Origin of the sequence: Georhizobium profundi (genome assembly GCF_003952725.1) — a bacterium.
In the GTDB taxonomy this organism is placed as follows: domain Bacteria; phylum Pseudomonadota; class Alphaproteobacteria; order Rhizobiales; family Rhizobiaceae; genus Georhizobium; species Georhizobium profundi.
The window spans coordinates 2,410,702-2,424,534 of record NZ_CP032509.1 but is presented as its reverse complement, the minus strand read 5'-3'; the positions used below and the strand labels follow the sequence as shown (position 1 = coordinate 2,424,534).

The 13,833-nt window shown below is 62.3% G+C and carries 13 protein-coding genes; 7 read left to right on the top strand and 6 right to left on the bottom strand.

Annotated elements, in window-relative coordinates:
- The first annotated feature begins 58 nt into the window (after positions 1-58).
- Positions 59-946, top strand: a complete 888-nt coding sequence (locus tag D5400_RS11470) for an HpcH/HpaI aldolase/citrate lyase family protein (RefSeq protein ID WP_126010144.1) — start codon at positions 59-61, stop codon at positions 944-946.
- 13 nt (positions 947-959) lie between these two features.
- Here the strand turns inward: D5400_RS11470 and D5400_RS11465 are convergent, their stop codons facing one another.
- Both D5400_RS11465 and D5400_RS11460 read right to left on the bottom strand, forming a co-directional pair.
- Positions 960-1,580: a flavin reductase family protein gene (locus D5400_RS11465; protein ID WP_126010143.1), complete on the bottom strand. Its 621-nt coding sequence runs from the start codon at positions 1,578-1,580 to the stop codon at positions 960-962.
- 3 nt (positions 1,581-1,583) lie between these two features.
- Positions 1,584-2,174, bottom strand: coding sequence for a nitroreductase family protein (locus tag D5400_RS11460; RefSeq protein WP_126010142.1), 591 nt, complete (start codon positions 2,172-2,174; stop codon positions 1,584-1,586).
- A 113-nt stretch (positions 2,175-2,287) separates the two neighbouring features.
- Here D5400_RS11460 and D5400_RS11455 point away from each other — a divergent pair, with 113 nt between their 5' ends.
- A complete protein-coding gene (locus D5400_RS11455; protein ID WP_126010141.1) occupies positions 2,288-3,235 on the top strand; it encodes a hypothetical protein in 948 nt (315 codons plus the stop codon).
- A gap of 49 nt (positions 3,236-3,284) precedes the next feature.
- Here the strand turns inward: D5400_RS11455 and thrS are convergent, their stop codons facing one another.
- The 3 genes from thrS to D5400_RS11440 form a co-directional block, all read right to left on the bottom strand.
- Complete coding sequence (gene thrS / locus D5400_RS11450) at positions 3,285-5,273, bottom strand: threonine--tRNA ligase (RefSeq protein WP_126010140.1); 1,989 nt, start codon at positions 5,271-5,273, stop codon at positions 3,285-3,287.
- Positions 5,274-5,458: 185 nt separating this feature from the next.
- A complete protein-coding gene (gene yidD, locus D5400_RS11445; protein ID WP_425364877.1) occupies positions 5,459-5,728 on the bottom strand; it encodes a membrane protein insertion efficiency factor YidD in 270 nt (89 codons plus the stop codon).
- Positions 5,729-5,760: 32 nt separating this feature from the next.
- Positions 5,761-6,210, bottom strand: coding sequence for an iron-sulfur cluster assembly scaffold protein (locus D5400_RS11440; protein WP_126010138.1), 450 nt, complete (start codon positions 6,208-6,210; stop codon positions 5,761-5,763).
- Between the two features lie 280 nt (positions 6,211-6,490).
- Here D5400_RS11440 and folE point away from each other — a divergent pair, with 280 nt between their 5' ends.
- The 3 genes from folE to D5400_RS11425 all read left to right on the top strand — a co-directional run bounded on the left by folE (position 6,491) and on the right by D5400_RS11425 (position 8,708).
- Positions 6,491-7,120, top strand: a complete 630-nt coding sequence (gene folE / locus D5400_RS11435; protein WP_126010137.1) for a GTP cyclohydrolase I FolE — start codon at positions 6,491-6,493, stop codon at positions 7,118-7,120.
- 33 nt (positions 7,121-7,153) lie between these two features.
- Entirely contained in the window at positions 7,154-7,603 is a 450-nt protein-coding gene (hisI, locus tag D5400_RS11430; protein WP_126010136.1) for a phosphoribosyl-AMP cyclohydrolase, read from the top strand.
- Positions 7,604-7,688: 85 nt separating this feature from the next.
- On the top strand, positions 7,689-8,708 hold the full coding sequence (locus tag D5400_RS11425; protein ID WP_126010135.1) for a patatin-like phospholipase family protein: 1,020 nt from the start codon (positions 7,689-7,691) through the stop codon (positions 8,706-8,708).
- 7 nt (positions 8,709-8,715) lie between these two features.
- On the opposite strand, the gene D5400_RS11420 is transcribed toward D5400_RS11425, so the two are convergent.
- A complete protein-coding gene (locus D5400_RS11420) occupies positions 8,716-9,279 on the bottom strand; it encodes a TetR/AcrR family transcriptional regulator (protein WP_245451272.1) in 564 nt (187 codons plus the stop codon).
- A gap of 195 nt (positions 9,280-9,474) precedes the next feature.
- On the opposite strand from D5400_RS11420, the gene D5400_RS11415 reads away from it, so the two are divergent.
- Positions 9,475-10,689 carry an efflux RND transporter periplasmic adaptor subunit gene (locus tag D5400_RS11415; protein WP_126010134.1) on the top strand — a complete coding sequence of 405 codons (1,215 nt, stop codon included), beginning with the start codon at positions 9,475-9,477 and terminating at the stop codon, positions 10,687-10,689.
- Complete coding sequence (locus D5400_RS11410; RefSeq protein ID WP_126010133.1) at positions 10,686-13,778, top strand: efflux RND transporter permease subunit; 3,093 nt, start codon at positions 10,686-10,688, stop codon at positions 13,776-13,778. Before D5400_RS11415 ends, D5400_RS11410 begins: the two co-directional genes overlap by 4 nt.
- Positions 13,779-13,833 lie beyond the last annotated feature (55 nt).

Here is a 13,833-nt window from a genome sequence, read left to right as displayed (position 1 = left end):
TAGGACGAGCGCGGTGCGTAAGAGCAGCACCTCGATCGATACTGGGAGGAAATAGAAGATGCGGTCCTATCTGTTCGTGCCGGGTGATTCCGATCGAAAGCTGGAAAAGGCGCCCTCCTCCGGCGCGGATTGCCTCCTGATCGACCTGGAGGACAGCGTATCGCCGCGCCGCAAGATCGAGGCCCGCGCAATGGCTGCCGCGTTTCTCGCCGGTGCCGAGCGCGGCGAAGGCCAGCCAAAGCTCATCGTGCGCATCAACGCGCTCGATAGCGGCCACGCCGAGGCAGATCTCGATGCCGTCGTCGGCGCGAAGCCCGACGGCATTCTCCTGCCCAAGGCCGAAGGCCCTGCGGCCATCCAGCACCTCTCGGCACTCATCGCCGTTCGGGAAGCCGAAAACGACATTCCGGAAGGCCAGCTGCGCATCCACGCGCTGGCAGCCGAAACAGCCGCCGGCGTGCTCAATTTGAATGGCTACCGCAGCGCATCTGCGCGGCTCGAGGCACTGTCCTGGGGCGGCGAGGATCTGGCGGCCGATCTCGGTGCCGCACGCAACCGCGGCGATGATGGCCACTATACCGACGTTTTCCGTCTCGCGCGCTCCATGACATTGCTTGCAGCCGCGGCTGCGCAGATCATGGCGATCGACACGGTCTTCACCGATTTTCGCGACATGGAGGGACTCGAACGCGAATGCCTCGCCGCCGAGCGCGATGGTTTTTCAGGCAAGCTCGCCATCCATCCCGCACAGGTCGAGGTGATCAACCGCGTCTTCACGCCAAGCTCTGAGGCGGTTCACCGCGCGCGGCGCATCGTGGAACTCTTCGAGGGCGCCGGTGAGGATGCGGGCGTCATGAGCCTCGAAGGACAGATGATCGACCGGCCGCATCTGCGGCAGGCCGAACGCATCCTGAAGCGGGCTGCGGCCGCCGGCTTGAACGCTTGACGCTTCCGCACGTTCAGGCGCGCTTGACGGCTTCCCATTCCGGGCGGAACAGCTCGAACGTGTCGCCGCCATCGCAATAGTCCATGTAGCCGAGCCGCGCGAGCGGCGCGACGAGCGCCATGTCGAGCCGTCCGTTGCGGATCGCCTCGTCGCGGATGCGGATCCCGACGACCTGCCCCAGCACCATCCAGTTTTCCGACGGCTGCCCGTCGAGGCCCTTCGGGCGGAAGACATCGGTGGTGCGGCATTCGAGAACCGCATAGGCCTCATCCACATAAGGCGCGTCGACCAGCTCGCCGGCCTTCGCCGTCAGCCCCGACAGCTCGAATTCGTCGACGCCATCCGGCGCATCCACCGAACTCATGTTCATCTGCTCGGTCAGCGCCCGACCAACCAGATTGGTGGTGAACACACCGGTCTCTTCCGCGTTGCGCGCGCTGTGCTTGTAGCCGGCAGACGAAAACATCAGGAGCTTCGGACGATCCGAGACCGCATTGAAGAAGGAGTAAGGCGCAAGGTTGAGCGCGCCATCCTTCGACTTCGTCCCGATCCAGCCGATCGGCCGGGGCGAAATGATGGCTTTGTACGGATCATGGGCAAGCCCATGCCGATTGGTGTCGGTCGTATAGAACATCGATCAATCCAGGAATGTGGTCAGCGCATCCACGTCGGGACGCGGACGGTCGGGCGGCGTCATTTCGCTGCTGCCGATATGGAGAAAGCCGGCGATCTGCTCGCCATCCTTGAGGCCGAAAAGCGGCCGGGTCGCCGCATCATAGGCATACCATTCGGTCAGCCAGTTCGCGGCAAAGCCGAGGGCGTTGGCCGCCATGAACAGGTTGAGGCAGACCGCACCGGCGGAAAGCTGCTGCTCCCAAAGCGGGATCTTCGGGTGCTCGCCCGCCGTGCTGATGACGGCGATGACGACCGGCGCGCGCGCCAGCCGTTCGCGCTCGATCTCCACTTCCTTTTCCGAAAGATCGCCCCGTCGCTCGGTCGCGATCCGCGCGAGTTCGACCCCGATTCGCGTGCGCGATTCGCCTGCAATTACGACGAAGCGCCAAGGCGCGAGCTTCCCATGGTCGGGCACCCGTGTCGCCAGCCTCAGCATTTCGTTGATCTGCGACCTGTCGGGGCCGGGCTCACTCATCTGCAGTGCAGGCACCGAACGCCTTGTATTGAGATAGGATTTCAGATCCGGGCGCGCGTTGAGTGCATGCTCCTGCATTGCGTGAAACCTCTCGCAAATTGGGGGAAATATGAGCAGGCCTTGAAATTGCCTAAGCTTTTCGGTTCAAGTGGCGCCTGTCTAGAAGCTTGTCAACAGTGACGATGCCATTGATGCCCTATCACGCATGCAACCGCCGGGCCGTCATTCTGGCGTGCGCCGCTTTCGCCATGACCTCCTCCGCATCCGCGCAAAGCGCCTTTGGCGAGATCGATCCGGAGATGCCGGCAATCGAGCTTCCCGGGCTCAATCAATACGCCCCGACAGTGCCCGATGGCGCGATGGCGACCGATTTCCGGTCGGTGTCGCTCGACGCGCGGCTGGTCGAAGGCGGTGAGACGATCAGCGATGGCCTCGTCTGGCGTGTCTTCGATTCGGTGCCCGGCCGCGACGGCAAGCTGCCGTTGATCGCCAGCTCCGAAGGCGGCAATGCTGAATTCGCGTTCCCGCCCGGTGATTATTTCCTGCATGTGGCCTTCGGCCGTGCAGCGGTTTCCAAGCGTCTCACGGTGCCGGCGAGCGGCCCGGTGCCGCCACAGTCGCTGACGCTCAACGCCGGCGGCCTCGTGCTCAACGCGCTGTCCGGCGAAGACATGCGCATTCCGCCAGAAGACCTGACCTTCTCCATCTACACCGCAACGCCCGATCTCGAAGGCGAGCGCGGGCTGATCGTCGCCGATGTACGGCCCGATACGGTAATCCGGCTGAATGCGGGCACCTACCACGTTGTCTCCGACTACGGTGCGCACAACGCCAGCATCCGCTCCGACATCCACATCGAAGCCGGCAAGCTCACGGAAGCCACCATCGAGCACCGTGCTGCCGAGTTGACGCTGAAGCTCGTCTCCGAGCCCGGCGGCGAGGCGATTGCCGACACGGCCTGGTCGATCCTCACCGCGTCGGGCGACCCGATCGGCGAGAGCGTCGGCGCGTTCTCCACGATCATTCTCGCTGAAGGTGATTACACCGCCATAGCCCGCAACAAGGAGCGCGTGTTCCAGCGCGACTTCAAGGTCGAGGCCGGCCGCAACACCGACGTCGAAGTGTTGATGGCAGAATAAAGGGGCCGCGAAGGCCCCTCTATCGTTTCCGCATCTATCCTCGATCGACTTAACTGGCCGACTGCTGGCGCTCCGCACGGCGCTTGAGGTCCGGTGGCGTTGCCTCGTCCTTCAGCACGGCAATGGCATCGGCAAGCGACATCGCCGTCTGATCCCGGCTGCCGAGGCGGCGAATGTTGACCGACCGCTCTTCCGCCTCGCGATTGCCGCACACGACGATCACCGGCACCTTGGTGACGGAATGCTCGCGGACCTTGTAGTTGATCTTCTCGTTGCGCGTATCGGTCTTCACGACGAGACCGGCCGCCTTCAACTCGCGGGCAACCTCTTCAGCATAATCGTTCGCATCCGAGGTGATGCTTGCCACCACCACCTGCAGCGGCGCGATCCAGAGCGGCATGTGCCCGGCAAAGTTCTCGATGAGAATGCCGAGGAACCGCTCCATCGAGCCGCAGATCGCTCGGTGGATCATGACAGGCTGGCGCTTCTCGCTGTCGCGATCGATGTAGAAGGCGCCGAACCGCTCCGGCAGGTTGAAGTCGACCTGCGTCGTGCCGCACTGCCATTCACGGCCGATCGCGTCTTTCAGCGTGTACTCGAACTTCGGTCCGTAGAACGCACCCTCGCCCGGCAGGATGTCCGTCTTGATGCGGCCGCCAGACTGCGCCTCGATGGTCTTCAGCACCTCGGCCATCACGCTTTCGGCACGGTCCCAAAGCGCATCGTCGCCTACGCGCTTTTCCGGACGGGTGGACAGCTTCACCGTGATCTCGTCGAAACCGAAATCGGCATAGGTCGAGAGGATGAGCGCGTTGATGCGCAGGCATTCCGATGCCAGTTGCTCGTCGGTGCAGAACACGTGCGCGTCGTCCTGCGTGAACCCGCGCACGCGCATCAGGCCGTGCAGCGAACCGGATGGCTCGTAGCGATGCACATTGCCGAATTCGGCGAGCTTCACGGGCAGCTCGCGGTAGGACTTCAGGCCGTGCTTGAAAATCTGCACGTGGCCGGGGCAGTTCATCGGCTTCAGGGCGAATACACGCTCGTCCTCGGTCTCGTCGCCGGCGACCGTTACCTTGAACATATTGTCGCGATACCAGCCCCAATGGCCGGAGGTTTCCCAGAGCGATTTGTCGAGCACCTGCGGCGCGTTGACCTCTTCGTACCCTTCGAGGTCGAGGCGGCGGCGCATGTAGGAGACGAGCGACTGGAACATCCGCCAGCCCTTCGCGTGCCAGAACACGACGCCCGGCCCCTCTTCCTGGAAATGGAAGAGATCCATCTCACGACCAAGCCGGCGGTGATCGCGCTTCTCCGCCTCGGCCAGCATGTGCAGATAGGCGTCGAGATCCTTCTGCTCCGCCCAGGCGGTGCCGTAGATGCGCGTCAGCATCGGGTTGTTGCTGTCGCCGCGCCAATAGGCACCGGCCACCTTCATCAGCTTGAAGGCCCCGCCGATCTGGCCGGTCGAGGCCATATGCGGGCCGCGGCAGAGATCGAACCACTCGCCCTGGGCATAGATCTTGAGATCCTGACCCTCGGGGATCGCGTCGACCAGCTCGACCTTGTAAGCCTCGCCCTTTTCGCTGAAGACCTGCTTGGCCTTCTCGCGCGACCAGATCTCCTTGGTGAACGCGTTGTTGCGCCCGATGATCTCGCGCATCTTCTTTTCGATGACGGGCAGATCGTCCGGCGTGAACGGCTCGGAGCGCGCAAAGTCGTAATAGAAGCCGTTCTCGATGACCGGGCCGATCGTCACCTGCGTGCCGGGCCAGAGCTCCTGCACGGCCTCGGCCATCACATGGGCCGCGTCATGGCGAATGAGTTCCAGCGCGCGCGGATGCTCGCGCGTCACGATCTCGATGGCGCCGGGTTCGACCGGATCGGAAAGATCACGCAGATCGCCGTCGATGGTGATCGCCACTGCCTTCTTGGCCAGCGACTTGGAGATGGACTCCGCCACCTCCCGGCCCGTGGTGCCGGCATCGAAATTGCGGATCGAATTGTCGGGGAAGGTCAGTGCAATGGCTTCGGCCATGTCGTCATCCTCTTCATCCAGTCCCGCCAACGGTCGCGGGTGGTTGCCTGTAAAGCGCCGCATCAGCGTTTCGAGGTGAAGTGGATACCAGTTCACCGTTCGGAAACGCCAAACTCTTCGAGCGGCGCGCGGCCTCTTTAACGACTGGCATCAGGGACGTAAAGGCGGCAGGTGACCAGACTGGATCAATCGGCCTTTGGCGGCGGAACCGGATCAAAGCCCCGGCTTCCGAAGGGTCCGCAGCTTGCCACGCGCTTCAGCGCAAGCCAGCTGCCTTTGAACAGGCCGTGGCGGGCCACGGCTTCGTAGGCATATTCGGAGCAGGTCGGCAGATGACGGCACGAATTGCCGACGAAGCCGGAAAGGGTCAGTTGATAAAGCCGGATCAGGCTGGTGCCGAAAACGCGTGCCGGCGTGCGGGGCCATGGGCCTTCGTAATTCCGCGTGCGCCCCATCGGGACCGGCTTATGCTCCTCGTCCTGACACATCAGGCTGCAGCTTCATTCGCCCGCTTCGCCGCGATCTGGTCAAGCGCATCGACCACCGCGTCGAAAGTTAGAAGCGTGGATGCGTGGCGTGCCTTGTAGTCGCGCACGGGCTCCAGATATTTGAGATCGGCGAAACGCCCGGAAGGCGCAGGCCCGTTGTCTTTCAGCATGGCGCGCAGTTCGGCCTGGCCTTTCCGCACCTCGTCGGCAGTGGCGCCGATCACATTGCGTGCCATCACCGATGACGACGCCTGCCCGAGCGCGCATGCCTTCACGTCATGGGCAAAATCGGTCACGATTCCGTCATCCGTTTTCAGCCAAACGGTGACCTTGGAGCCACAAAGCTTGGAATGCGCCATTGCAGTGGCATCCGCGTCATCGAGCCGACCGAGCCGGGGTATGTTCCCAGCAAGTTCCAGGATCTTGCTGTTATAGACGTCGTCGATCATCGCTCTACCTATTGCGTGTGCCCGGCGGACGGCAAATCCCACATTTCGGGGCCTCGCCACTTTCTCTCACCGGGTTGGAACCTATATCGTATTTTGTGGCGCTTTTGACGGCTTTCAACGGCAAGGGACGGCACAATTAGGGAAACCGTGCTTGAGGACCATTCCGAGAGCCTCGGAACCTGCCTGCAAGACCCCGTGTTCGGTTCTCGGACATTTCGGCCGGCGGCGTTGGTCCGATAATAAAAAGGCACCGTAGAAGGTGAAAAAGCGGGAGTTCAAAATGGACGCAATTGTAAAATCCTTCCCCGGAAAAGATCAGGACGAAAAAGACGCCCGTCCCTCTCAGTCGGAAGTCGAGGCGGCTGTCCGTACTTTGCTCCTCTGGGTCGGTGACGATCCGGACCGGGAAGGACTTGTCGATACGCCGAAGCGTGTTGCCAAGGCCTATAAGGATTTGTTCGGCGGCTATGACGAAGACCCTGAAGATGTTCTCGGCCGTACTTTCGAGGAGGTCGCAGGCTATGACGATATGGTCCTTGTCCGTGATATCCCGTTCTTTTCCCATTGCGAGCACCACATGGTGCCGATCATCGGCAAGGCGCATGTGGCCTATCTGCCCGATGGCAAGGTGCTTGGCCTGTCGAAGATCGCTCGCGTGATCGACATCTATGCGCGTCGCCTGCAGACCCAGGAATCCATGACCGCCCAGGTGTCGAAGGCAATCGATGAAACGCTGCGTCCTTTGGGTGTCGCCGTCATGATCGAGGCAGAGCATATGTGCATGGCCATGCGCGGCATCCGCAAGCAGGGCTCGACAACGCTGACGACCACCTTTACCGGTCAGTTCAAGACCGACCCGCATCAGCAGGCCCGGTTCATGACAATGCTGCGGAGCCACAACGGTCATTGATCTTGGAAGGCTCCCTCCTCCGGGAGCTTCCCCATGACGACTGCCTTTGAAGAACCTGCCGGCAAGGCCGAGCTTGAAGAAGGTTCGGCTTTGACACCCCGCTTCTCAGCGGATGGACTTGTGACCGCCGTCGTGACCGACAGTCGCGACGGCGTTTTGCTGATGGTCGCGCACATGAACGCCGAGACTTTGGCGCTGACGCTCGACACGGGCATCGCCCACTATTACAGCCGCTCCCGCCAGGCGATCTGGAAGAAGGGCGAAAGCTCCGGCAATCTGCAACGTGTGACCGAGATCCGCGTCGATTGCGATCAGGACGCGATCTGGCTCAAGGTGGATGTCGATGGCCACGGCGCGACCTGCCACACCGGGCGCCGGTCCTGCTTCTATCGCAAGGTCGAGTCCGACGAAGCTGGCGCTCACCGCCTGATCACCGACACCGAGGCGCCACTTTTTGATCCGACGATGGTCTATCAGAAATAGACGGCATCCGCGTTATTTTCACCAAACCGAAACCATGTTCGCCAGATGATGAAACCGGGACGGAGCGTGTCGGGGAGTGAGACGCATGATGAACTGGTCTGGCAGACGAAGTGGTGGCGAAATCGTCCATGAGGCGCCCGACCGGGATTTCTCCGATCCGCAATTGACGACACCTCCTCCCTTGATGCCACCCCATTCGCCCGAACCCGATCAGAAACGCGCGCCGATCGCTCTTGCGCTGGGCGGAGGTGCAGCGCGCGGCTGGGCTCATATCGGCGTGCTGCGGGCGCTGGACGAAGCCGGCATCCAGATCGGCATGATCGCCGGCACCTCGATCGGCGCGCTGGTCGGTGGCTGCTATCTCGCCGGCAAGCTCGATGAACTGGAGGCCTTCGCCCGCAGCCTCACCATGCGGCGCATCGCGGGGCTGCTCGATTTCACGATCCGAGGCGGCGGCCTCTTCGGCGGCATGCGGCTTAACAACCGCATGAACGAGCACCTGGAAGGCATCGACATCCAGGATCTCGACCGCCCCTTCGTCGCGATTGCCACCGAGGTGACGACAGGCCATGAAGTCTGGATCACGCGCGGTTCGCTCGTGACTGCCATCCGCGCCTCCTACGCGCTGCCGGGGATCTTCGAGCCGGTCAAATGCAATGGCCGCACGCTCGTCGATGGTGCGCTCGTCAATCCCGTTCCGGTCTCCATCTGCCGCGCTTACGAGGAGCCGCTGGTCGTCGCGGTCAACCTGCATTACGATCTTTACGGTCGCTCCGCGGTCATCAAGCACAGCGCCTCGGCGCCCTCGCCCGACGAAGTGTCCCTCAGCCGCCGCCAGGCAGAGAACCGCACGACATTCACGGACCGCGCCGAACGCCGTTTCGGCATGACCGGCGTGATGGTGGAGGCCTACAACATCATTCAGGATCGCATTTCGCGCGCGCGTCTTGCTGGCGACCCGCCCGATCTCTCGATCCTGCCGAAGTTGTCCGACATCGGTCTTTCGGAATTCCATCGCGCGGACGAAGCCATCGCGCGTGGCTACGAGGACGCGCGAGCGCACATCCGGGAAATCGATCGGCTCCAGCGCGTGCTCGTGCGCTAGGCGACTGTCAGCGAGATGCCTCGACCGTGGCTGTCGCAGGCTCCAGCGGCGCTTCGAGCCCCAGTTCCCGCGCCACCATCTGCACCATCCGCAAAAGAAGCCGCCGGCTGTCGTCCGCCGAAAAGGCATCGACTTCGAAGAGCTGCAGGCATCTCAAGCCTTCGATCGCAAGAAATGCGAGATGGGCAAGGTCCGGATCGTCGGACTCGGCCTTCAACCGCGCCACGAGCTCTCGCTGATAAAGCCGCATGGGCTCGATGAAGCTCGGATCTTCGGCAATCGCTGCGAGAACGCCGCTTGCTGGCTTTTGCTTGGACCCGCATTCCGCTAGAAACGTATCCACGACGGCGAGAGACAGCGCATTCGGCTTCCCGCGGTGCCGCAGCTGGGCGGCTTCGAGCGCTTGGCGATGCTGTGAGATGTGCATCTCGACCAGCGCCTCCATCAGCTTCGCCTTCGTCGGGAAGTTATAGAGAAGCCCGCCTTTCGACAGACCTGCCCGCTGGGCAACCGCATCCAGCGACAGATTGCCGGGACCGACGTCGCGGGCAAGCTCATTGGCGGCTTCCAATATGCGTTGTCTTGAATTCCGGGTGATGATGCCAATCTCCAAAAGATATCGTGCCGACGCTGCCTATCACGGCTTGACAATACCGTCCAGCCGGTACAGTTAAGCACAACATAAGACATAGTGCGGTGCAGCATCGATTTTGCGCGCCGCTTTTTCTGTGATTTTCAGCGACACTCCCCCGGAGCATTTCGAGCCATGATAAAAAGATTCCTGATCGCCTTCGTCTTGCTCGCGGTGGTCTGCGGGGGCTTGGTCTATTTCAACATCTTCCGCAATCAGGCGATCGAGAACTTCTTCGCTACGATGCAGCAGCCCGCCCTGCCGGTGCAGACCGTTACGGCAGAACCGGCGAGCTGGCAGCCCGGCATCGAGGCGATCGGCACCGTCAGCGCTGTCCGCGGTGTTGACCTCGCCGTTGAAGCCGGCGGTGTCGTTCGCGAGGTGAACTTCACGTCGAACGACGCGATCGAGGAAGGAACCGTGCTCGTCCAGATCGACGACCAGATTGAGCAGTCGAACCTGATCGCGGCACGCGCCAACCTTACCTTGGCCGAACAGACGCTTGCCCGTGCCCAGCAGTTGCGCACGCGCGGCGTCAGCGCCGAATCGAGCCTGGAAGAAGCGGAAGCGAACGCTCAGGCAGCACAGTCTGAAATCGCCTCGCTGAACGCAACCCTGAGCCAGAAGGCGCTGGAAGCACCGTTCTCGGGCACAATCGGCATTCCGCAGGTGGAAGCCGGCCAGTATGTCACCACAGGCACGGTCGTCGCCACGCTTCAGGACCTGTCGCGCATGCGCGTCGATTTCTCGGTTCCTGAGCAGCAGCGCAGCCAGTTGCAGATCGGCCAGACCATTCGCGTGGGCACGGAAAACGGCAGCTTCGATTATAGCGGCACAATCGTCGGCATCGAGCCGCGCATCGATCCGGCGACCCGTCTCGTTTCCATCCGCGCCGAGGTGGAAAACACCGAGGAAGCACTCAATCCCGGCCAGTTCGCCCGCGTACGTGTCGAGCTTCCCGAGGAATCAGACGTCATCGCGCTGCCGCAGACAGCGATTGTCTCGAGCCTTTACGGCGACTTCGTCTATGTCGTGCGCGAAGCGTCGGAAGAGCAGGAGCAGGCTGCCGAACAGGCAGCGGAACAGGCCGAGGAAATGCCCGAGGCAGCAGCCGCTGCGCCTGCCCCGGCAGAAGATGCGGGCCCGACGATGGAGGCGCGTCAGGTCTTCGTGACGACTGGTCGCCGCAACGGTTCGCTGGTCGAAATTGCCGAAGGTCTCTCGGCAGGAGACATCGTCGTTTCGGCGGGCCAGAACCGCCTGTCCAACGGCGCACTCGTCACCATCGATGAGAGCGAGAGCCCCTTGAACCGCGGCAATCCGCAGACAGCCGAGCAGGTAGCGCAATGAATATTTCCAACACCTTCATTCAGCGCCCGGTCCTGTCCACCGTTCTCGGCTGCCTGATCCTCCTGCTCGGCTTCCAAGGTCTCTTCAGTCTCTCGGTGCGTCAGTACCCCGAGGTCGAGGAAACCGTCGTCACCATCAACACGGTCTATCCCGGCGCCAACGCAGAGCTGATCCAGGGCTTCATCACGGCCCCGATCGCCGCCGCCGTCTCGACCACCGAGAACATCGACTACGTCACCTCGCAAAGCCGTGCGTCGAGCAGCACCGTGACCGTGCAAATGGAACTCGGTGCCGATCCCGATATCGCGCTCACGGAAGTGATGTCGAAGGTGCAGCAGGTCCGCGGCCAGCTGCCGTCGCAGTCCGAAGACCCGATCATCACCAAGGGCACGGGTCAGCAATTCGCGATCATGTACCTGGCGGTCCAGAACCCCAACATGACCGCCGAGCAGCTCACCGAATATCTGGAGCGCGTGGTTCGTCCCCGCATGTCCACCATCGAAGGTGTGGCCGAAATTCAGATCCTCGGTGCTGCAAACTACGCTATGCGCGTCTGGATCGACCCGATCCGGCTCGCTGCGCGTGGAGTGACGGCATCCGAAGTCACCCAGGCCATCAACGCCTCCAACTTCCTGTCGGCGCCGGGCCGCACTGAAAACGAGTTTGTCGCCCAGGCGATCACCCTGCAGTCCACACTGCAGACGCCGGAGGCGTTCGGCCAACTTCCGATCACGTCCAATGGCGACAGCGTCGTGCGGCTGACGGATGTCGCCGAGGTCGAACTGGCTGCCGAAAGCACCGACACGGTCGTCAACTTCAACGGCGAGCCTGGCATCTTCATCGGCATCTTCCCGACCCCCTCGGCGAACCCGCTCGATACCGCCGATGCCGTGCTCGCAGAACTGCCAGCCATCAGCGACACGCTGCCGGACGGCATGTCCATCGAGATGGTCTACAACGCCACCGAGACCATCAGTTCCTCGATCGAGGAAGTGTTCAAGACGATCGCCGAAGCCGTCGTCATCGTGATCGTCGTCATCCTGCTGTTCCTCGGATCGTTCCGTTCCACGCTGATGCCGATCGTGACGATCCCGCTGTCGCTCATCGGCGTCTGCTTCTTCCTTCTCGTGCTTGGGTACTCCATCAACCTCCTGTCGCTATTGGCAATGGTTCTCGCGATCGGCCTCGTCGTCGACGACGCCATCATCGTGGTCGAGAACATCCATCGCCACATTGAGGAAGGCATGGATCCGATGGCGGCCTCCAAGAAGAGCATGGAGGAGATCTCGCTCGCCATCGTGGCCATGACGATCACGCTCGCTGCCGTCTTCGCACCCATCGGCTTCACCGGCGGTCTGACCGGCTCGCTCTTCCGCGAGTTCGCGTTCACGCTCGCAGGCGCCGTCATCATCTCGGGCATCATCGCACTGACCATCACCCCGATGATGAGCGCCCGTATTCTGAAAGCCGGCAATCACAGCCGCTTCCAGCGCTTCATCGACCGCACCTTCGAACGGCTCGCGAACTGGTACGAGCGCATGGTCTCCGGATCGCTCAACTATCGGCCGATCACGATGATGGTCACCATCAGCCTGATGGCGCTGACCGGCTTTCTTTTCATGCAGACGTCAAGTGAACTCGCGCCGGAAGAAGACGAAGGCGCCCTCTTCTCGCTGGTGACTGCTCCCCGTTATGCCACGAGCGAATACACCAGTGCTTTCGTCGACCAGCTGGCCGATGCCACCAGCGACATCGACGAAGTGCGTGCGCAGTTCTCCATCGTCGGCATGGGTGGCGAAACCAACAGCGGCTTCGCGGTCTGGGGCCTGAAGGACTGGGGCAGCCGCGAGCGTTCCCAGGCCGAAATCCAGCAGGACATTCAGGGCCGCATCGCACCGGTCAACGGCGTGCAGGCGCTCGTCTTTGCACCGCCCTCCCTCCCGGGCGCCGGCGGCGGTCTGCCGATCTCCATGGTTGTCCAGTCGACCGGCGATCCGAGCCAGGTCTACGAAGTGGCCGAGCAGATCCGTCAGGAAGCCCAGGCCTCCGGCCAGTTCATCATCGTGCAGAACTCGCTGTCCTACGACAGTCCGCAGATCACGATGACGATCGACCGCGACCGGGCGGCGGCCCTCAATGTCCCGATCAGCGACATCGGCAACACGCTGAACGTTCTCGTCGGCGGCGGTGCCGTTGCGCAGTTCGATCGCGATTCAAACAGCTACGACATCATCACCCAGGTGCCGCAGGAATATCGCGACAACCCCCAGGCGTTGACGGACTTCTTCATCCGCTCGACCACGGGCACGATGATCCCGCTGTCCTCGGTCGTCAGCGTCGAGACAGGCTCTGCACCTGCCTCCATCGAGCAGTTCAACCAGCTGAATGCAGCCACCATCTCGGCCCTGCCGCTGCCTGGCGTCACCACTGGCCAGGGCTTGCAGACGATCGTCGATATCGCCAATCCGCTTCTGCCGGACAGCTTCTTCCTGGAATATTCCGGCCAGTCGCGTCTGGAAGTCCAGCAGGGCAACACGATCCTGATCGCATTCGCGCTCGCCATCGTGGTCATCTATCTCGTGCTCGCGGCGCAGTTCGAAAGCTTCCGTGACCCGTTCATCATCATGATGTCGGTTCCGCTGTCGATCTTCGGTGCGATCCTCCCGCTCAATCTCGGGCTCGGCACGATCAACATCTACACTCAGGTCGGCTTGATCACGCTGATCGGCATCATCACCAAGCACGGCATTCTTCTGGTGGAATTCGCCAATCAGCGGCGCGAGGAAGGATACCCGATCCGCGAGGCGATCGTGGAATCGGCCAAGGTCCGCCTTCGTCCGATCCTGATGACCACCGCTGCTCTGGCGCTCGCCGTCGTGCCTCTGATGATCGCGTCCGGCGCTGGTGCAGCCGCCCGCCAGGCCATGGGTCTCGTGATCTTCTCCGGCCTTTGCATCGGAACGCTGTTCACGCTCTTCGTCGTGCCGATGTTCTACACCTACATCGCCAAGCCTGAATCGGCGATGAAGCGGCATGACAAGAAAGATGTGGCCACCGGCCACTCCCCTTCACCGGCTCCGGCCGAGTGAGGAACGGGCGATAGCCCGTTCGGTCTGACCTCCCGAGCAAGACCAAAAGAAACCC